The 21,047-nt window shown below is 45.4% G+C and carries 17 protein-coding genes; all 17 read left to right on the top strand.

The annotated features are described in order from the left end of the window. The first annotated feature begins 281 nt into the window (after positions 1 to 281). Positions 282 to 1,922, top strand: coding sequence for a CTP synthase (locus B5F18_RS03170; protein WP_087156209.1), 1,641 nt, complete (start codon positions 282 to 284; stop codon positions 1,920 to 1,922). Next, complete coding sequence (gene gltB / locus B5F18_RS03165; RefSeq protein ID WP_087156208.1) at positions 1,912 to 6,459, top strand: glutamate synthase large subunit; 4,548 nt, start codon at positions 1,912 to 1,914, stop codon at positions 6,457 to 6,459. Before B5F18_RS03170 ends, gltB begins: the two co-directional genes overlap by 11 nt. Positions 6,460 to 6,474: 15 nt before the next feature. Further along, positions 6,475 to 7,959: a glutamate synthase subunit beta gene (locus B5F18_RS03160; RefSeq protein WP_087156207.1), complete on the top strand. Its 1,485-nt coding sequence runs from the start codon at positions 6,475 to 6,477 to the stop codon at positions 7,957 to 7,959. A 144-nt stretch (positions 7,960 to 8,103) separates the two neighbouring features. Continuing rightward, positions 8,104 to 9,372, top strand: coding sequence for a glutamine synthetase family protein (locus B5F18_RS03155; RefSeq protein ID WP_087156206.1), 1,269 nt, complete (start codon positions 8,104 to 8,106; stop codon positions 9,370 to 9,372). A 45-nt stretch (positions 9,373 to 9,417) separates the two neighbouring features. Next, the gene (locus tag B5F18_RS03150) at positions 9,418 to 9,972 is read left to right on the top strand and encodes an ANTAR domain-containing response regulator (protein WP_087156205.1); all 555 of its coding nucleotides are present in this window, start codon (positions 9,418 to 9,420) and stop codon (positions 9,970 to 9,972) included. A 22-nt stretch (positions 9,973 to 9,994) separates the two neighbouring features. Then, entirely contained in the window at positions 9,995 to 11,209 is a 1,215-nt protein-coding gene (locus B5F18_RS03145; RefSeq protein WP_087156309.1) for an LL-diaminopimelate aminotransferase, read from the top strand. A gap of 132 nt (positions 11,210 to 11,341) precedes the next feature. Then, a complete protein-coding gene (gene aspS / locus B5F18_RS03140) occupies positions 11,342 to 12,673 on the top strand; it encodes an aspartate--tRNA(Asn) ligase (RefSeq protein WP_087156204.1) in 1,332 nt (443 codons plus the stop codon). Positions 12,674 to 12,691: 18 nt separating this feature from the next. Continuing rightward, positions 12,692 to 12,982 carry an Asp-tRNA(Asn)/Glu-tRNA(Gln) amidotransferase subunit GatC gene (gene gatC / locus B5F18_RS03135; protein ID WP_330394089.1) on the top strand — a complete coding sequence of 97 codons (291 nt, stop codon included), beginning with the start codon at positions 12,692 to 12,694 and terminating at the stop codon, positions 12,980 to 12,982. A gap of 16 nt (positions 12,983 to 12,998) precedes the next feature. Next, positions 12,999 to 14,450 (top strand): Asp-tRNA(Asn)/Glu-tRNA(Gln) amidotransferase subunit GatA, encoded by a 1,452-nt coding sequence (gatA, locus tag B5F18_RS03130; RefSeq protein WP_087156203.1) that lies wholly within the window; start codon positions 12,999 to 13,001, stop codon positions 14,448 to 14,450. An 11-nt stretch (positions 14,451 to 14,461) separates the two neighbouring features. After that, positions 14,462 to 15,913, top strand: a complete 1,452-nt coding sequence (gatB, locus tag B5F18_RS03125) for an Asp-tRNA(Asn)/Glu-tRNA(Gln) amidotransferase subunit GatB (protein WP_087156202.1) — start codon at positions 14,462 to 14,464, stop codon at positions 15,911 to 15,913. 92 nt (positions 15,914 to 16,005) lie between these two features. After that, complete coding sequence (locus B5F18_RS03120) at positions 16,006 to 16,428, top strand: bacteriohemerythrin (RefSeq protein ID WP_087156201.1); 423 nt, start codon at positions 16,006 to 16,008, stop codon at positions 16,426 to 16,428. Between the two features lie 111 nt (positions 16,429 to 16,539). Further along, complete coding sequence (locus B5F18_RS03115) at positions 16,540 to 16,854, top strand: hypothetical protein (protein ID WP_087156200.1); 315 nt, start codon at positions 16,540 to 16,542, stop codon at positions 16,852 to 16,854. A gap of 2 nt (positions 16,855 to 16,856) precedes the next feature. After that, the gene (locus tag B5F18_RS03110) at positions 16,857 to 17,378 is read left to right on the top strand and encodes a nitroreductase family protein (RefSeq protein WP_087156199.1); all 522 of its coding nucleotides are present in this window, start codon (positions 16,857 to 16,859) and stop codon (positions 17,376 to 17,378) included. Next, a complete protein-coding gene (locus B5F18_RS03105; RefSeq protein ID WP_087156198.1) occupies positions 17,365 to 18,354 on the top strand; it encodes a ketopantoate reductase family protein in 990 nt (329 codons plus the stop codon). The genes B5F18_RS03110 and B5F18_RS03105 overlap by 14 nt, the downstream gene beginning before the upstream one ends. Beyond that, a complete protein-coding gene (locus B5F18_RS03100; RefSeq protein WP_087156197.1) occupies positions 18,351 to 18,842 on the top strand; it encodes an NUDIX hydrolase in 492 nt (163 codons plus the stop codon). The genes B5F18_RS03105 and B5F18_RS03100 overlap by 4 nt, the downstream gene beginning before the upstream one ends. Beyond that, entirely contained in the window at positions 18,839 to 19,747 is a 909-nt protein-coding gene (locus B5F18_RS03095) for a radical SAM protein (RefSeq protein ID WP_087156196.1), read from the top strand. The genes B5F18_RS03100 and B5F18_RS03095 overlap by 4 nt, the downstream gene beginning before the upstream one ends. Positions 19,748 to 19,812: 65 nt before the next feature. Then, positions 19,813 to 20,799 carry a diaminopimelate dehydrogenase gene (locus B5F18_RS03090; protein ID WP_087156195.1) on the top strand — a complete coding sequence of 329 codons (987 nt, stop codon included), beginning with the start codon at positions 19,813 to 19,815 and terminating at the stop codon, positions 20,797 to 20,799. Positions 20,800 to 21,047: the final 248 nt, after the last annotated feature.

Raw genomic sequence — 21,047 nt, 5'->3', positions numbered from 1 at the left:
GCGCCTTTGCTGTTGCCGGTATGGGCTGTTCCCTGTTGTGGATCAGCTTTATGGGTAGTAGTATACACAAAATTTTGAATCTGTCAATTGATTTTTGGCAAAAAAAGAAAAAATGACATTGAGGGATTTACATTTTTTTTGTTTTGTTATATAGTAGTCCCATAATTTTTTTGAAAAAATGCAAGAAGAGATATTGAGAGGACAAAGGCGTCAAAAATCCAGAGAAAACAGGATTTTTGACGCTTTTTTTCGTTTTGGGAACATGGAAGGAGAAGAGCAATATGGCAGTCAAATATGTATTTGTGACCGGAGGGGTTGTGTCCGGTCTTGGAAAGGGAATCACGGCAGCATCCCTTGGAAGACTTTTAAAGGCAAGGGGATTCCAGGTGACGATGCAGAAGTTTGACCCCTACATCAATATGGATCCGGGAACGATGAATCCAATACAGCACGGAGAAGTGTTTGTGACGGATGACGGAACGGAGACAGATTTGGACTTGGGACATTATGAACGGTTTATTGATGAGAATCTGGACAAGGATTCCAATGTCACGACCGGAAAAATCTACTGGTCTGTTCTGCAAAAGGAACGGCATGGGGATTTCGGCGGAGGAACAGTTCAGGTGATCCCTCATATTACAAATGAGATCAAGAGCAGATTTTACCGCGCAAAAAAGCAGAAGGAAGACAGGATTGCCATTATTGAAGTCGGGGGAACAGTAGGAGACATTGAAAGCCAGCCGTTTTTGGAGGCAATCCGGCAGTTTCAGTTTGACATGGGGAGGGAAAATGTGGCTCTGATCCATGTGACCTTGATTCCCTACCTGAAAGCATCCGGGGAGATCAAGACAAAACCGACCCAGGCAAGTGTCAAAGAGCTGCAAAGACTTGGACTTTGGCCGGATGTACTTGTCTGCCGTTCGCAGATGCCTCTGTCCGATGAGGTCAAAGACAAGATAGCCCTGTTCTGCAATGTCTCAAGCAAACGGGTGCTGACCAACCTGGATGTGGAGTATCTGTACGAGGCTCCCCTTGCCATGGAAAAGGAGGGGCTTGCACAGGCAGTGTGCGATTGCCTGCAGCTTCCTTGTCCAAAGCCAGAGCTTTCGGACTGGGAAAAGATGGTGGAGAGTCTGCGCAATCCCCAAAAAGAGGTCCACATTGCACTGATCGGAAAATACATTCAGCTCCATGATGCCTATTTGAGTGTTGTGGAAGCGTTGAAACATGGAGGGATCGCAAACTGTACGGAGGTGAATATCCACTGGGTGGATTCTGAGGTGATCAATGCAGACAATGTCGGTGATGTTCTCCTTGGCATGGACGGCATTCTTGTTCCAGGCGGTTTTGGAAAACGCGGTACAGAAGGAAAGATTGCGGCCATTGGTTATGCAAGAGAAAAGAAAATTCCGTTTCTTGGAATTTGTCTTGGCATGCAGCTTGCTATTGTAGAGTTTGCAAGGAATGTGCTCGGATACCGGGATGCCAACAGCCAGGAGCTTGATCCCAATACGATGCATCCGGTGATCGCACTTATGCCGGATCAGGGGAATGTGGAGGATATCGGAGGCACGTTAAGACTTGGGGCTTACCCATGTATTCTCTCAAAGGATTCTAAGGCATATGAACTGTATGGAAAAGAGGAAATTTCAGAAAGGCACAGACACCGCTATGAGGTGAATAATGATTACCGGAGAGCCCTTGAGAAACACGGCATGCACCTTGCGGGACTTTCCCCGGACGGACATATTGTAGAAATGGTGGAACTAAAAAAACATCCGTTTTTCATCGGAATACAGGCGCATCCGGAGTTGAAATCAAGACCAAACCGTGTGCATCCGCTTTTTGCAGGATTTATAGGTGCGGCGGCAGAATACGCAAAAGATCACAATGGAATGGAGGAACACATGCATGGTAAATGATAGAAAAAATACACAAGAAGGATTGTACAGAGAGGCATTTGAACATGACAACTGTGGAATCGGTGCGGTTGTCAATATAAAAGGAAGAAAAACACATAAAACAGTAGCAAACGCTCTTGGGATCGTGGAGAACTTAGAGCATCGGGCAGGAAAAGATGCGGAAGGGAAAACCGGCGACGGAGTAGGGATCCTTCTTCAGATTTCTCACCGCTTTTTCAAAAAGGAATGTAAAAAGCTTGGCATGGACATCGGAGGGGAGAGGGAATACGGCGTTGGTATGTTTTTCTTTCCCCAGAATGAATTAGAGCGAAACCAGGCGAAAAAAATGTTTGAGATCATTGCCGAAAAAGAAGGACTTTCCATCATTGGATGGAGACAAGTACCGGTAAGGCCAAATGTTCTTGGGAAAAAAGCACGGGACTGCATGCCGTATATTGCGCAGGTTTTCATCGAAAAGCCGGAGGAAACAGCAAAAGGATTGGATTTTGACAGAAGACTGTACATTATCCGAAGAGAATTTGAGCTGAGCAATGACAATACTTATGTTTGCTCCCTGTCAGGAAGGACGATTGTCTATAAAGGAATGTTCCTTGTAGAGCAGCTTGGAACTTTTTTTGAAGATCTGCAAAGTCCGGACTATGAGTCCGCCATCGCGCTCGTGCATTCCCGTTTCAGCACGAACACGAATCCAAGTTGGAAGAGAGCGCATCCGAACCGTTTGATGGTGCACAATGGGGAAATCAACACGATTCGGGGAAATGCGGACAAGATGCTGGCAAGAGAGGAGACCATGGTTTCCCATTATTTTGAAGGAAAACTTCACAAAGTCCTTCCGGTGGTGGATACAAGAGGTTCCGACTCCTCCATGCTGGACAATACACTGGAATTTCTTGTCATGAATGGAATGGAGCTTCCTCTGGCAGTGATGATTGCGATTCCGGAGCCTTGGGCAAACAACCAGACCTTGTCCCAGGAGAAAAAAGACTTTTATCAGTACTACGCAACCATGATGGAGCCGTGGGACGGACCAGCCTCAATTCTGTTTTCTGACGGGGATATCATGGGAGCGGTACTGGACAGAAACGGACTCCGTCCGTCCAGATATTATGTGACATCTGACGATGATATGATCCTTTCCTCCGAAGTGGGAGTTTTGGAAATCCCGGAAGAAAAGATTGTTTTGAAGGAGCGTCTCCACCCTGGCAAAATGCTTGTTGTGGATACGGTTAAAGGTAAAATCATCGGAGACGATGAACTGAAAGAACACTACGCCAAAAGGCAGCCGTACGGGGAGTGGCTGGACAGCAATCTTGTGGAATTAAAGAGTCTGAAGATACCAAACAAGAAGGTGGAGGAATATGACCTGACCCGCTTAAAACAGCTTCAGAAAGCATTTGGTTATACGTATGAAGAATACCGTCAGGGTATTTACAAAATGGCGTTAAACGGAAGTGAAAGTATTGAGGCAATGGGAAAAGATACTCCGCTTGCCGTGCTCTCAAAGAAACCACAGCCATTGTTCGATTATTTCAAACAGCTGTTTGCCCAGGTTACCAATCCTCCGATCGATGCAATCCGCGAAAAGATCGTGACAAGTACAACCGTCTATATTGGAAGGGACGGCAATCTTCTGGAAGAAAAACCAGGAAACTGTCAGGTACTCAAAGTGAACAATCCGATTTTGACGAACACGGATATGCTCAAGATCAAAAATATGAACGTGGAAGGTTTTCGTGTGGCAGTGGTGTCCATCAATTACTATAAAAGCACAAAGATCGAGCGTGCCATTGAAAGACTGTTTGTTGAGGTGGACAGGGCCTACAAAGAGGGGGCCAATATTCTCGTTCTTTCAGACAGGGGTGTGGATGAAAATCATGTGCCGATGCCGTCGCTTTTGGCAGTGTCTGCAGTACACCAGCACCTTGTAAAGACGAAAAAGAGGACATCACTTGCCATTATTCTGGAGTCTGGAGAGCCAAGATGCGTCCATCACTTTGCGACATTGCTCGGATACGGGGCATGTGCGGTGAACCCGTATCTTGTACAGGACAGCATCAAAGAGCTTATCGAGAGCGGGCTTCTCGAAAAAGATTACTATGCAGCTGTAAATGATTACAATGACGCTGTCTTACAGGGAATTGTAAAAATCGCATCCAAGATGGGGATTTCCACGATCCAGTCCTACCACGGCTCTGGGATATTTGAGGCCATTGGAATTTCAGGAGAAGTGATCGACAAATACTTCACCGGAACAACAAGCAGAGTGGGGGGAATCACACTGGAGGAGATTGAGAGGCAGATGGATGCTCTTCACTCCAAAGCATTTGATCCTTTAGGACTTGCACATGATCTGGAGCTTGAGAGTGTTGGAAATCACAAATACAGGAGCGATGGTGAGGAACACCGTTATAATCCTAAGACGATCCATCTTCTGCAGGAATCCACAAAACGCGGGGACTATGAGATGTTTAAAGAATACACCCGTCTTGCGGATGAAGAAGAACATGGCTATTTGAGAAGTCTGCTTGATTTTTCCTATGACAGGGAGCCGATTCCGATAGAAAAAGTAGAGAGCGTGGACAGCATTGTGAAACGGTTTAAGACCGGGGCAATGTCCTATGGTTCTATCTCCCAGGAAGCTCATGAGACACTGGCCATTGCGATGAACCGTCTCAAGGGGAAATCGAACACAGGGGAAGGCGGTGAGAGCGAGGAACGTCTTGATTCTGCCGGCACGAAAAATGACAGATGTTCTGCCATCAAACAGGTGGCATCCGGACGTTTTGGCGTCACAAGCAGATACTTGGTGAGCGCAAAAGAGATTCAGATCAAGATGGCACAGGGAGCCAAGCCTGGAGAAGGAGGGCATCTGCCGGCAAAGAAAGTGTATCCATGGATTGCCAGGACAAGACATTCTACGCCGGGAGTGAGCCTGATCTCACCGCCTCCGCATCATGACATTTACTCGATCGAGGATTTGGCCCAGCTGATCTATGACCTGAAAAATGCCAACAAACATGCGCGTATTTCCGTAAAACTTGTATCAGAGGCAGGCGTTGGGACCGTAGCGGCAGGTGTGGCAAAAGCCGGAGCAGAGGTTATTTTGATATCCGGATTTGACGGAGGGACCGGGGCTGCGCCGGAAAGCTCCATCCACAATGCAGGATTGCCATGGGAGCTTGGCCTTGCCGAGGCGCACCAGACCTTGATAAGAAACGGACTTCGCAACCGTGTGATGATCGAGACGGACGGAAAACTGATGACCGGACGGGACGTTGCCATGGCTGCTCTTCTTGGGGCAGAGGAATTTGGTTTTGCCACAGCTCCGCTTGTTGTCATCGGATGTGTCATGATGAGAGTGTGCAATCTGGACACATGCCCGATGGGGGTGGCAACACAGAATCCAAAATTGCGTAAATGTTTCCGCGGAAAACCAGAATATGTGGAAAACTTTATGCGGTTTATCGCCCAGGAGCTCAGAGAATATATGGCAAAATTAGGATTTGCCACTGTGGATGAAATGGTGGGACGTTCGGATTTACTGAAAGCAAAAGAAGATGCCAGTCATCCAAATGCAAAAAAGATCGACTTGTCTGCAATTCTTATGAGGCAGCCGTCAGGCGGAGAAAAGGTGATTTTCGATGAGACGAAAAAATATGACTTTGCGCTGGAAAAAACGCTGGATGAACGTGTGCTTGTAAAAGAGCTTGGAGGGGCGCTGAAAAAAGGAGAGAAGGGAGAACTTTACGTCAAGGTCACAAACACGGACCGATCCTTTGGAACGATTTTTGGAGCAGAAATAACACGACAGTATAAAAAAGGACTTCCGGAAGATTCCTTTATCATCCACTGCGAGGGTGCAGGAGGACAAAGTTTTGGAGCGTTTATCCCGTCCGGGCTTACGCTGGAACTTTGCGGTGACAGCAACGATTATTTTGGAAAGGGACTCTCCGGAGGAAAACTGGTTCTCTATCCTTCCGGTAAAGCATCCTACAAAGCAGATGAAAATATCATTGTAGGAAATGTGGCGCTCTACGGAGCGACAAGCGGAAAAGCGTACATCTGCGGTGTGGCAGGAGAGCGTTTTGCTGTCCGCAATTCCGGGGCATGGTCAGTTGTGGAAGGTGTCGGCGACCACGGGTGCGAATACATGACAGGCGGAAGGGTTGTGGTCCTTGGAAAGACAGGGAAAAACTTTGCGGCCGGAATGAGCGGAGGAATCGCCTATGTGCTGGATGAGGAAAATAAGCTTTACCGCAATATCAACAAAACTATGGTAGCGATTGAAAAGGTGGAGAGCAAGTTCGATGAGCAGGAGTTGAAAAAGATGATCGAACAGCATGTGGAGGCTACCGGTTCCTGCAAGGGAAAGGCAGTTCTGGATCATTTTGACGAATACGTTCCAAAATTCAAAAAGATCATTCCGCATGATTACAAACGTATGCTTTCCCTGAGCGCGAAACTGGAAGAAAAAGGATTCACAAGCGAACAGGCACAGATTGAGGCTTTCTATGAAAGCATTGGACAAAAACAATAGGAGGGATGTGACGATATGGGAAAACCAACCGGATTTTTAGAATACAGGCGACAGACGCCAAAAGAAAAAGAGCCAAAGGAGAGAATTCTGGATTTTCAAGAATTTAAAAAGCATGATTCTTTGGAAAAACAAAGAGAGCAGGGGGCGAGGTGTATGGATTGTGGAGTGCCGTTCTGCCAGTCCGGCTGTACGCTTGCAGGCATGACGTCCGGATGCCCTCTCCACAATCTCATCCCTGAGATCAATGATCTCGTCTATGTGGGAAACCTTGAGGAGGCATATGCAAGGCTTACAAAGACGCACTGCCTTCCGGAGTTCACGGCCCGCGTATGCCCGGCGCTCTGCGAGGAAGCATGTACATGCGGCGTGAATTTTGCTCCTGTGGCCACAAAAGAAAATGAGTATGCTGTCATAGAGAATGCGTTCCGCAAAGGTCTTGTCAAACCATGTCCCCCAAAAGTGCGTACAGGGAAAAAAATTGCTGTCATAGGCAGCGGTCCGGCGGGACTTGCAGCGGCGCTGAAATTAAATCAAAGAGGCCATGAGGTGACTGTGTTTGAACGCTCGGACAGAATCGGCGGACTGCTCTGTTATGGCATCCCGAATATGAAATTGGACAAATCCATTATTGAGAGAAGAAAAAAGCTGATGGAGGAAGAAGGGGTACAGTTCCGGACAAATGTCAATGTAGGTGCGGACGTAAAAGCAAAAGAACTTTTGAAAGAATATGACCGCATTCTCCTTGCCTGCGGGGCATCCAATCCTCGGGATGTAAACGTAAAGGGAAGGGATGCAAAAGGGATCTATTTTGCAGTAGACTTCCTCTCCAGGGTGACAAAAAGTCTTCTGGATTCTTCATTGGAGGACAAAGCGTTTCCGGAAATAAAAGGAAAACGTGTTGTTGTGATCGGAGGAGGAGATACAGGAAACGATTGTGTGGGTACCTCCATCCGCCTGGGTGCAAAATCGGTGGTCCAGCTTGAGATGATGCCAGAGCCTCCAAAAGAGCGGACAGAAAGCAATCCATGGCCGCAATGGCCAAAAGTTCTGAAGACAGATTACGGTCAGGAGGAGGCGATTGCTGTCTTTGGAAAAGATCCGAGAGTGTACTGCACAACAGTGGATGAATTTATAAAGGACAAGGACGGAAACCTAAAAGCAGTCCGTACAGTGGAACTGACTGCGAAAAAAAATGAGAACACTGGAAGAGTGGAGATGAGCCCGGTCAAAGGCAGTGAAAAACAGATGGATGCCGATATCGTGCTGATCGCCGCAGGATTTTTGGGCGCGCAGAAATACATTGCAGATGAATTTGGAACAGCGTTAAACGAAAGAGGAAATGTAAAGACAAAAGACTCTGGATATGAAACTTTCAAACAAAAAGTTTTTGTAGCAGGCGATATGAGAAGAGGACAGTCCCTTGTCGTTTGGGCAATCAAAGAGGGAATTGAGGCAGCAAAAGCAGTGGACAGGTCTTTGATGGGATATACGAATCTTTGATTGAGCATGGGAAATCTTGACAAAGAAAAGGTGGATTGTTATAATAACCGCATGAACAAAGGCGTTCTTATTTTGGGGAGTGTCCCAGGATAGGAGCGCTTTTTTTTCTTTATGAGAGGAAATCTGAATAAAGGAGTGTGAAAAATGGAACATAAGACAAGAGAGAGTATTTTAAACTTGATAGAAGAAGAGGATGTGGAGTTTATCCGCCTTCAGTTTACGGATATGTTCGGAACACTGAAAAATATTGCAGTGACCGCAGGACAAATGGAGAAAGCTTTGGATGGAAAGTGCTGGATCGAAGGCTTGGCAGTCCATGGATTTGACAAAGATGATATGGAGCAGCTGTTTTTGTATCCGGATCTTACTACCTTTTCCATTTTACCGTGGCGTCCGCAGCAGGGAAAGGTTGCAAGGCTTTTGTGCGATGTCTGCTATGCAGATGGAAAACCGGTTTTTGAGAGCTCCAGATACATTCTGAAACGGGTGGTGGAAGAGGCAGAAAAAGAAGGCTATACGTTTTTTGCTGAGCCAGAGTGTGAATTCTTTTTGTTTCACACAGACGACAATGGAATCCCTACGACAACAACACATGAAAAGGCAGGCTATATGGATTTAAGTCCATTGGATTTGGGAGAGAATGCGCGCAGGGATATGGTGCTGACACTGGAAGATATGGGATATGACATCGAGACTTCCCATCATGAAAAGGCGCCTGCGCAGCACGAGATTGATTTTTGCAGCGAAGAAGGCGTCCGTCTTGCAGATCTCATTGTCACGTTTAAGACTGCGGTGCGAACTATTGCAAAACGGCACGGACTTCACGCCACTTTTATGCCAAAGCCAAGGAATGACGCCCAAGGGTCAGGCATGCATCTTCGGTTTCTTCTTCGGAAAGACGGAAAGGATGTATTTGAAGAGAATGGAGGCCTTAGCCAGGAAGCCAAATATTTCATAGGGGGGCTGAAATATCATGCAGGAGCCATGGCTGCAATTACGAATCCGATCGTAAATTCCTACAAACGGCTTGTCCCTGGATTTGGAGCGCCTTTAGTTGCGGGAGAAGGGCAGGGAAATGAGTCTTTGATTCACGTACCGCATCCTGGAAAAGAGGGTTACAAGATTGAATTCCGTCTCCCGGATGCAGCTGCAAATCCGTATCTTACATTGGCGTTATGCCTCGGAGCAGGGCTTGACGGGATTAAAAGAAAGCTGAAACCAGAGGAAGTTTATGCAAATATACCGAAAAACCTCTGTGAGGCTGTAAAGAGAATGGAAACAGACGAGTTTGTGAACCGGATTCTTGGAGAGGCGTTTGTGAAACAGTATGCAAAGGAGAAACAGACAGAGTGGAATGCCTATATGAACCAGGTGACGGAATGGGAAATTGAAAATTACCTTTTCCGAATTTAAGGCAGAGCACAAACAGGACAAAGGACAAGGACAGGGGGACATTCGATGGCAAACATCATCGTAGCATTGCCAAAAATTGAAGACGCGAAAAAAATCAGGAACATTCTAAACAGACATGATTTCCAGGTGAGAGCGGTCTGCACATTGGGCGCGGTTGTCCTTCAGGAGACGGAACAGATGCAGTCCGGACTTGTCATCTGTGGCAGCAGGCTTTTAGATATGCACTATACGCAGCTTTTGGAGTGTCTTCCTCCATTTTTTGATCTGATGCTCATTGGCTCTGCACACAAACTGGCGGAAAACGAGCACAAAGAGATTGTTGCATTGGAGACTCCGGTGAAAGTGTTTGAGCTTGTCAATACAGTGAGGATGATCCTTGCAAACCAGGAGAGAAAACGGAGAAAAAAGAGGGCAGGGCCAAAACCAAGAAGTGATGCGGATGAGGAGCTGATCCAAAAGGCAAAACATCTTTTGATGGAGAGAAATCATCTAAGCGAACCGGAGGCTTACCGATATATCCAAAAAAGCAGCATGGACACAGGGACCAATTTGGCGGAAACTGCACAGATGATATTGATGCTGCTTTATGATGAATTATAAAACAGGAAAAGAGGATGAAAGCATGTTTGAGATTAACCGCAATTATTTGAAATTGCCGGGAAACTATTTGTTTTCCACCATTGCCAAAAAGGTGGCAGAATACCAGGAGGCTAACAAGGAAAAAGAGATCATCAGACTTGGGATCGGGGATGTGACAAGGCCACTTGCGCCGGCGATCCTGGAGGCCATGCACAAAGCAGTGGATGAGATGGGATGCGCCGAAACTTTTCGCGGCTATGCGCCGGAACAAGGATACCAATTTTTGCGCACAGTCATCGCGAAAAACGATTACCAGGACAGAGGATGCCGGATTGAGGCAGATGAAATTTTTATCTCCGACGGTGCCAAATGCGACTCTGGAAATATCCAGGAGATTTTTGCAAAGAACAATAAGATCGCGGTGTGTGATCCGGTCTATCCGGTTTATGTGGACACTAATGTCATGGCAGGGAGAACCGGAAAATTTGATCAAAAGACAGGGAAGTTCGATGATGTGATCTATATGCCGTGCACAAGGGAAAATCACTTTGTTCCGGAGCTCCCAAAGGAGACACCGGATATCATCTATCTTTGTTTCCCGAACAACCCGACCGGTGAGGTGATCACAAAAGAAGAACTGCAAAGGTGGGTGGATTACGCCAACAAAGTGGGAGCTGTCATTATTTATGATGCAGCGTACGAAGCATACATTACGCAGGAGCATATCCCCCACAGCATTTATGAATGCGAGGGGGCGAGAACGTGTGCCATAGAGCTTAGAAGTTTTTCAAAAAATGCAGGATTTACAGGTGTGCGTCTTGGATTTACGGTTGTGCCAAAAGAAATCAATAGAGATGGAGTCTCCCTTCATTCCCTCTGGTTCAGAAGACAGGGCACAAAGTACAACGGTACACCGTACATTGTGCAAAGAGCTGGCGAGGCAGTCTACTCAGAGAAAGGAAAAGCCCAGCTTAGAGAACAGATTGGCTATTATCAGGAAAATGCCAAGATGATTTACAAAGGCCTTAAAGACACAGGTTATACGGTTTACGGTGGGGTCAATTCCCCATACGTCTGGATGAAGACACCTGGAACAAAGACGTCCTGGGAATTCTTCGATACATTGCTGCATGAAGCAAATGTAGTCGGAACTCCCGGCTCGGGATTTGGGCCTTGTGGAGAAGGGTATTTCAGGCTGACTGCATTCGGCACTCATGAAAATACAAAAAAAGCAATTGAAAGAATAAAAAATATGTAGCAATGATATCCCGGATATCCAGAAAAAGGAGAATCCGGGATTTTTATTTATCTATAGGAAAGCTCGCTGAACGCCCTATAGATATTAGCAGAAAAATCCTGTGTTGAATTTTAATAATAAGGAGGCGGTCATATGGAATTTTTGACAGGAACATATAAGACAACGAAACTGGAGCTTTCCGAACTTTTGGAGAAAGAACGGATCGGAAGAAAAGTGTGTACAGAGGGCGCTGTACATACAATCCGGGATATCGGCGAAGTTCTGTTTTTAATCTTGCGAAAAAGAGACGGACTTTTTCAGACTGTGTACGATGCAGGACAGTTGGGAAAACGGATAGAGAAGGTGATTCCAGGAGATATTGTGCGTATTTTTGGAGTGCTGAGAGAAGAAAAAAGAGCGCCACACAAAGTAGAAATGCTGATTACCTCCCTGGAAGTTTTGTCCAGGGCATCTGCGCCTCTTCCCATTGCAGTGGATAAATGGAAACTGACTGCCACATTGGAGACAAGGCTGGATATGAGGGCCATTACACTCCGGAACATGAAAGAGAGAGCAAAGTTTAAGATACAGGAAGGAATTGTCAGGGCATTTCGTGACTATTTGTATAAAAATGGGTTTACGGAGATTCATACACCTAAGATCGGAGCCAAAGGAGCGGAAGGAGGAGCAAATATTTTCAAACTCAGTTATTTTCATAAGCCGGCCGTTTTACAGCAAAGCCCTCAGTTTTACAAACAGATGATGGTCGGCGTATATGAAAGAGTTTTTGAGACAGCTCCTGTATTTCGGGCAGAGAAACATAACACCAAACGACACCTCAATGAGTATACAAGCTTGGATTTTGAGATGGGTTATATTGAGAATTTTGAGGAAATCATGCAAATGGAAACCGGATTTCTTCAGTACATGATAAAAACGCTGAAAAGTGATTACAAAAAAGAGCTGGAGCTTTTAGATATTTCCCTTCCGGAAACAGATCGCATTCCCAAGGTGAGGTTTGAGGAGGCGAAAAGGCTGGTGGCTGAAAAATATCAAAGACCAATGAAAAATCCTTATGATCTGGAGCCTGAAGAGGAGAGCTTGATCGGCACTTATTTTCAAGAAGAATTCGGCGCAGATTTTGTCTTTGTCACACATTATCCGTCAAAAAAGAGGCCGTTTTATACCATGGATGAGCCTTTAAACCAGGAGTATACATTGAGTTTTGATCTTCTCTTTCGCGGGGTGGAAGTCACGACAGGAGGACAAAGGATCCATGATTATAAAATGCTCCTAAACAAAATAGAGCGGCGGGGCATGTCCACGGAAGGGATGGAGCCCTATCTGGATGCGTTTCGGTACGGGATGCCGCCTCACGGGGGCCTTGGAATTGGACTGGAACGACTGACCATGCAGTTTTTGGGAGAAGAAAATGTGCGGGAGGCCTGTCTGTTTCCAAGAGATATCAATCGACTGATACCATAGAGAAAAGGAGGAGTGAGGGTGAAGAAGATAGACGATGAGATGATGGAATCCCTTAGTGTTTTGTCTAAGCTGTACCTGACAGAGAAAGAAAAAGAGAAGATGAAAGAAGAGCTGTGGAAAATACTGGACTATGTGGAAAAGCTCAACGAGCTTGACACAGAAAAGACCAAGCCGGGTGTACATGTTTTTGAGAACAGCAATGTATTCCGGGAAGATGTGGTGGAAAATGGAGACATGTGCGAAGAAATGCTTGCAAATGCGCCTGCAAAAAAAGACGGGCAGTATGAAGTTCCAAAGACGATCGGGTAAAAGGGGGGAAAACCAGATGGATATGAGAGATATGACCGCCATGGAGATCGGAAAAGAAATCCGTGAGGGAAGAATTCGCGTTGGTGAGGCTGTGGAGTTTTGCATGAAACAGATAGAGGAAAAAGAACCCAAACTTAATGCATTTATTTCTGTATGTGAAAAGGAGAGACTGCAAAAGAGGATTGCGGAGGTTGAGCAGGGGATCAAAGACGGCGTATATCAAGGTGGGCTGGCAGGGGTTCCGGTAGCAGTGAAAGACAACATCTGTACGGTACATATGCCTACAACCTGTGCGTCCAGAATGCTGGAACATTTTGTTTCCCCGTACCAGGCAGAGGTGGTGAGAAGACTTGAGAATGCAGGGGCAGTCATTATAGGAAAAACAAATATGGATGAATTTGCCATGGGAAGTACCAGCGAGACTTCTGCTTTTGGACCAGTGAAAAATCCGTGCAACCCGGAACATGTACCAGGGGGATCCTCCGGAGGTTCCTGTGCAGCCGTGTCCTCCGGGGAGTGTTTTTATGCACTTGGTTCAGATACAGGAGGTTCTATCCGCCAGCCAAGCGCCTACTGCAATGTCGCTGGCATGAAACCTACCTATGGAACGGTGTCCCGGTACGGACTGATTGCCTATGGCTCCTCTTTTGACCAAATTGGCCCCATTGCCAGGAATGTGGAGGATTGTGCCTGTATTCTGGAAACGATCGCAGGGTACGACAGGAAGGATTCCACTTGTGTGAAGAGAGATGTTTACGATTTTATGGATGGAATCAAGAGCGGAGTAGAGGGACTTCGGATCGGAATTCCAGAAGAATATTTAAAAGAAGGACTGCAAAAAGAAATCAGGGAGGCAGTAAAAAAAGCGGCAGAATGGCTTAAGGAATGTGGAGCAAAAATCGAATATTTTTCACTTGGACTTACAGAGTACACGATACCCTCTTACTATCTGATCGCCTGCGCACAGGCAAGCTCAAACCTGGAGCGGTTTGATGGGGTAAAATACGGATTTCGGGCAAAGGAATATGAGGAATTACATGAGATGTACAAAAAAAGCAGATCCGAAGGGTTTGGGATGGAGGTGAAACAGAGGATACTGTTAGGTTCTTTTGTTTTAAGCTCCGGCTACTATGATGCTTACTATCTGAAAGCATTGCGGGCCAGGACACAGATCAAACAAGAATTTGACAAGGCATTTGCAAAGTACGATGTACTGTTAGGCCCTGTGACACCGACAACAGCTCCGCCATTGGGGGAGAGTCTAAAAGATCCGTTAGCGATGTATCTTGGGGACATTTACACAGTGCCTCTGAATCTGGCAGGACTGCCGGGTATGAGTCTTCCGTTTGGGGTGGATGGAAAGAATCTGCCCATTGGACTGCAGATTTTCGCGGACTGTTTTCAGGAAAAGAAAATTTTGCGTACTGCCTATACATTAGAACGTGCACAGCAAAGAAGGGAACAGTAAGGAGGATGGGTATGAAAAAGGAATATGAAACGATCATTGGGCTGGAAGTGCATGTAGAACTTGCGACAAAGACAAAGATTTTCTGTGGCTGTTCCACAAAATTTGGAGGGGAACCCAATACACATACATGTCCGGTCTGCACCGGGATGCCGGGAGCTCTCCCGGTGTTAAACAAAAAGGTGGTGGAGTATGCCCTCAGAGCAGGACTTGCGCTGCACTGTGAAGTAAACAGCCCCTGCCTGTTCGACAGAAAAAATTATTTTTACCCGGACAATCCGCAGAATTATCAGATTTCCCAGCTGTATCTTCCTATCTGTCATGACGGTTATGTGGAGATTGAGACTGCATCCGGGAAAAAGAACATCCGGATCCATGAGATGCATATGGAGGAGGATGCGGGAAAGCTGGTTCACGATGAATGGAGTGACTGTTCCCTGGTGGATTATAATCGAAGCGGGATTCCGCTGATCGAGATCGTGTCAGAGCCGGACATGCGCACAGCCGCGGAGGTTGTGGCTTATCTGGAAAAATTAAGATCGATCATGCAGTATCTGGAAGTGTCAGACTGTAAGCTGCAGGAAGGTTCCATGCGTGCGGATGTGAATCTCTCTGTCAGAGAAAAAGGAACTCTGAATTTGGGAACGAGAACAGAGATGAAAAATCTAAACTCTTTTAAAGCGATCACAAGGGCGATCGAGAATGAGAGAGATCGTCAGATAGAGCTTTTGGAGGAGGGAAAGGCAGTCATTCAGGAGACGAGAAGATGGGATGACAATAAAGAATATTCTTATGCGATGCGCTCCAAGGAGGATGCAAAAGATTACCGTTATTTTCCCGATCCTGACCTTATGCCGGTGAATATTGAGGAGGAATGGCTGGAGTTTTTGCGCAAAAACCAACCGGAATTTGCAGAGGAAAAACGGGAGAGGTATCAAAAAGAATTTGGCCTGTCCAAGTATGATGTCCTGCTTCTCACGGAATCCAGACATCTGGCAAAGCTTTTTGAGGAGACAACAAAGTTTTGCGGTATGCCCAAACAGGCTGCAAACTGGATGATCGGGGAAACACTGCGTCTTGCAAAGGAAAGAGGAATGGAATATGAAGAGATCCATTTTTCCCCTCAGCATCTGGGAGATTTGATCAGGATCGTACAAAAAGGAGAAATCAACAACCGGAACGCAAAAAAAGTATTTGAGAAAATTTTTTATGAGGATATAGAGCCTTCTTTGTACATAAAAGAGCATGGTATGGTCTCCGTGAAGGATACAAAGAAACTAGCACAGGCAGTGGAAGAGATTATCGCGCAGAATTCAAAGGCAGTGGAGGAATACAGGGAAGGGAAACAAAAGACGTTTGGGTTTTTGGTGGGACAGACCATGCGCACAATGCACGGGAATGCGGATCCTGAGATGGTGAGGGAGATTTTGAAACAGAAACTGGATAGGAGAGCAGATTTTTCCTGATTCTTCGATTTTTTCCGAAAAAGCTTACACATTCAATAAAATATGCTATAATAGGGGAAGATTTTGAAAGCACTAGGAAAGGAGACTGATTTATGAGAGCAGAGTTTGACGAGTCCTTGGTAACAGGAAATGAAATGATAGACGGTCAGCACAAAGAATTGATTCAAAAGATCAATGATCTTCTGGACAGCTGTGAGGAGAACGGAGGAAAAGCAGCAGCAGTGCGTATGCTCAATTTTCTCGCCGACTATACAGAATTTCATTTTCAGGCAGAGGAAAAACTGCAGGAGGAGATTGCATATCCTGGAATTGAAGAGCACAAGAAAAAGCACGAAGAGTTTATCCGTACAGTGGAAGAGCTGCACGAGATGCTGGAGGAAGAGGAAGGGCCTTCCGAGGCATTTGTGGAGCAGGTAAACAAAAATGTGATCGAGTGGCTGTACGGACATATCAAATCCTTTGACCGTTCTGTAGCGGAATATAAATTTATGCGTGCAAATGAAAAGATGATTTAGTGTGTACAGTAAAAAGGAGAGAGTGTTGTTGGGAAAGCAGCACTCTTTTTATTCTACAGAAAAGATCTATTGATAAAATAACAAAAGCTGGATGGGACAGGTAGTGGGAAAATGACAAACGAAAAGGCATTCATTATTTTTCTGATTTTTCTCTTTTGGGCGCTGGCAACGATCATCACCTTTGCTTTTGTCCGGGGAGTTGCAGGGAACGTAAGAACCATAGAGGCACTGGTGCTTGGAAAAAGGAAACAGGGGAAAAAGTATTTCATTCAAATTTTGATCAATGACGAGGAAAAAGAGATACAGGCGAATGAAAAAGGGTACGATACAATCGAAAATGGAAACCAGGTGCTCTTGATACGGAAGAACAGAGTAATAGGGGTGCGTGGAAAATTTTATGATGGACAGGAAGAAGGAGGAAACTAGGGATGGATTTTTTAGAGCTGGCAAAAACGAGGTATTCTGTAAGGGAATATGAAGAAAAAAAGGTAGAGAAAGAAAAGCTTTACAAAATTTTGGAGGCGGCAAGAGTTGCGCCGAGTGCGGTCAACAACCAGCCGTACAGACTGATCGTGGTAGAGAGCGAGGAAGGCCTTGCAAAGATTGAGGAAGGTGCAAGACTTTACAATGCGCCGCTTGCCATCATTGTGTGCAAAGTGACAGAAGAGGCATGGTGCCGCAAATACGACGGAAAAAATCACGGAGACATTGACGTGAGTATTGTGACGGATCATATGATGATGGAAGCCACAGACCTTGGCCTTGGAACGCTTTGGATATGTTGGTTCAAGCCAGAAGTCATCAGAAAAAATTTCCAAATACCAGAAGGGATAGAACCGGTCAATATTCTGGCTGTGGGATATGCAAAGGACGGGAAAAAAGGTGATGTAAACCGGCATGAAACTATGCGCAAAAAGCCGGAAGAAATTGTAAAATATGAAACATTTTAATCATACAAAAAAGAAAAGGCAGAAACGAATGGATGATAAAGAAATAAAAATCATGGTGGCAGGAATCGGGGGTGTGGGCGGCTATCTGGCCGTCATGCTGTCAAAAGCCTACCCGCACGTGACATGGCTTGCAAGGGGAGAGAGAAAAGAAAAGCTGGAAAAGGAGGGTCTTATCTTACACAGCGAACTTCACGGAGACGTGCATGCATTCGCAAAGGAAGTGAAGGATGCCGCTAAAGATTCACTGGAAGTGCAGGATTATGTCTTTATCTGCGTAAAGAATTATTCACTGAAAGAAATGTGCTCCAATTTAAAAGGCGCTGTGGATGAACATACCATCGTCATTCCGGTGATGAACGGTGTTGACTGCGCAGACTGTGCAGGTAAATATCTTGGAAAGGGAAAGCTTGTGAAATCCTTGATCTACATTGTCTCTTTTGTGGCAGAAGACGGCAGTATCATCCACGAAGGAAACTTTGCGGATATCCGTATTGGGACAGAAGAGAACAGAAAACCTGAGTGGCTTTTAAAGACAGAGAATCTGCTGAAAAGAGCAGGGATTTCATGCAGGATTGGAGAGGATATCGAAGCAGAAATCTGGAAAAAATATATTTTGAATTGTGCTTACAATGTCATGACAGCGCTTTATGACAAGAGTATCGGGCAGCTTAGAAAAGAGGAAAAGACAAAAAAGCAGTACCTGACGATTTTACAAGAGTCATATACTGTGGCAAGAGAAAAAGGAGTACAGATTGAGGAGAGTTATGTGGAATATCAGTATGAGCATTTTCTTCACAGGCTGAAAGACAATGCAACCAGTTCTCTGCAAAGAGATATCCGTGCGGGAAGAAAAAGTGAACTGGATACGTTCGGAGGATATTTGGTGCGGGAGGCAAAGCGGCTTGGCATGAGTATTCCGGTGTCAGAGGAATGCTATGAAATACTATTGAAAAAAGAAAAAGGAGAAAACAAATGAGTCTTTCCACACTTTGTTATATAGAAAAAGATGATGCGTATCTGATGCTGCATCGGGTAAAGAAAAAAAACGATGTCAACGAAGGAAAATGGATCGGAGTGGGAGGACATTTTGAGAAGAACGAAAGTCCGGACGAATGCCTGGTAAGAGAAGTGAAAGAGGAGACCGGGCTTACCCTGTTAGATTACCGTTTTCGGGGACTTGTGACATTCATTTCGGATAAAGGGGTCACGGAATACATGTGCCTGTATACAGCGGATGCATATGAAGGGGAGATGACATCCTGCGATGAGGGCAATCTTTGCTGGATCAAAAAGGAGGACCTTTTAGAACTCAATTTGTGGGAAGGGGATAAGATTTTTCTCGATCTTATAAGAAGGGACGCTCCGTTTTTTTCATTGAAACTTCGCTATGAGGGGGACAACCTTATGGAGGCGGTGTTGGATGGAAGAGACATTCTTACAGATTTTGGAGGAAAGATTCTATGAAAAAACCGTTTCAATCCTGTGTGATCTGTCCGAGAAACTGCAGAGTCGACAGAACAGCCGGACAGAAGGGATTCTGTGGGATGAGCGACAGGCTTGTGGCAGCCAGAGCTGCCCTTCATATGTGGGAGGAGCCTTGTATTTCCGGCACAAAGGGATCCGGCACTGTGTTTTTTAGCGGCTGCTCGATGGGGTGTGTGTACTGTCAAAATCAAAAAATTGCAAAGGCAGAGATTGGAAAACAGATTTCTGTGTCAAGGCTTGCCAGGATTTTTTGTAATCTGCAGGACCAAGGAGCCGCAAACATCAACCTGGTGACCCCAGGACATTTTGTGTATCAGGTCCTTGAGGCTTTAAAACTTGCAAAACAAAAAGGGCTTGATATTCCCATCGTCTACAATTCCAGCGGATATGAAAAGGCAGAGACGATCCGCATACTGGAAGGATATGTGGACGTATATCTTCCGGATTTTAAATATTGGGAAAAGGAGAGCGCAAGGAGATATTCCAGTGCGCCGGATTACCGGGCGTATGCCATAGAATCTTTAAAAGAGATGGTGCGCCAGGCAGGAAAACCTGTGTTTGACGGGGATGGCTATATGAGACGGGGAGTCATCGTAAGGCACCTTGTCCTCCCGGGACATGTGGAGGAGGCAAAGAAGATCATCCGTTATTTATATGAAACTTACGGGGATGATATCTATATCAGTATTATGAACCAGTATACGCCGCTTTCGTGGGTGGAAGATTATCCGGAGATCAACCGGAAACTGACAGAAGAAGAGTACGAAGCAGTGGTGGATGCAGCCATTGACCTTGGAGTGGAAAATGGATTTGTGCAGGAAGGTGAAACGGCGAAAGAGAGTTTTATTCCGGATTTTGCTCTTCAGGGAATTGAGAAAGTATAAAAAATGCTTGAATTTTTCGTATTAACGTATAAAATAGTGAACAGAAAGATTAAGGAGGACAAACGATGAGTATTAGAATTGGTATTTTAGGATACGGAAATCTCGGAAGAGGCGTAGAATGCGCCATTAAACAGAGAGAAGATATGGAGCTGAAAGCAGTTTTCACAAGACGTGACCCAAAGACCGTGACTCTTTTGACTGACGGTGTGCCGGTATACTCTGTGGATGAAGCTGTAAATATGAAAGATGAGATAGATGTCATGATCCTGTGCGGAGGAAGTGCTACAGACCTTCCGGTGCAGACTCCTGAATTTGCAAAAACGTTCAATGTTGTGGACAGTTTTGATACACACGCAAAGATTCCAGAGCACTTTGAGGCTGTTGATAAAGCGGCAAAGGAGAGCGGAAAAGTCGGAATCATTTCCATTGGCTGGGATCCGGGAATGTTCTCTTTGAACCGTTTGTACGCAAATGCGATTCTGGAAGATGGAAAAGACTACACATTCTGGGGCAAAGGTGTAAGCCAAGGTCATTCTGACGCGATCCGTCGCATAGAAGGTGTAAGAGATGCAAAACAGTACACCATTCCAAAAGAAGAGGCGCTGCGTGCCGTGCGTGCAGGGGAAAATCCGGATCTGACAACAAGAGAAAAACATCTGCGAGAGTGTTTTGTTGTGGCAGAGGAAGGCGCAGACAAGGCAAAAATCGAGGAGACCATTAAGACAATGCCGAATTACTTTGATGAATATGACACTATTGTACATTTTATCAGTGAAGAAGAGCTGAAACGAGACCACAGCGGAATCCCTCACGGAGGATTTGTGATCCGCAGCGGTAAAACAGGCTGGAACGGTGAAAACAAACATCTTATTGAATACAGCCTGACACTGGATTCTAACCCGGAATTTACTTCCTCTGTATTGGTTGCATATGCAAGAGCAGCATACCGTCTCAACAAAGAAGGACAGTCCGGTTGCAAGACTGCATTTGATATTGCACCTGCATATTTGAGCGCAAAGACTCCGGAGTACTTAAGAAAACATTTTTTGTAAAAAATTGTTGAAAAGAATAAGTTAGAATTGACTAACAAAGATGCCGGATTTTATAATAACAGAGTTGGTAAGGGAGTAGTTGGCGCTCACGCGTAGTTTTGTCAACATACTGATAAGAAATTATCTGGCAGGACTTTAAACAGTAGAAAACAGAGTTTGTAGATTTTCTATTGTCAAAAATAACGAGACTTATCCATGGTGAAGGCAGAGACTTTTTCTGCCCACTGTGGATAAGTTTTTTTATCGTT

Origin of the sequence: Lachnoclostridium sp. An181, from assembly GCF_002160325.1 — a bacterium.
Classification (GTDB): domain Bacteria; phylum Bacillota; class Clostridia; order Lachnospirales; family Lachnospiraceae; genus An181.
This window is presented reverse-complemented; position numbering and strand designations above follow the sequence as displayed.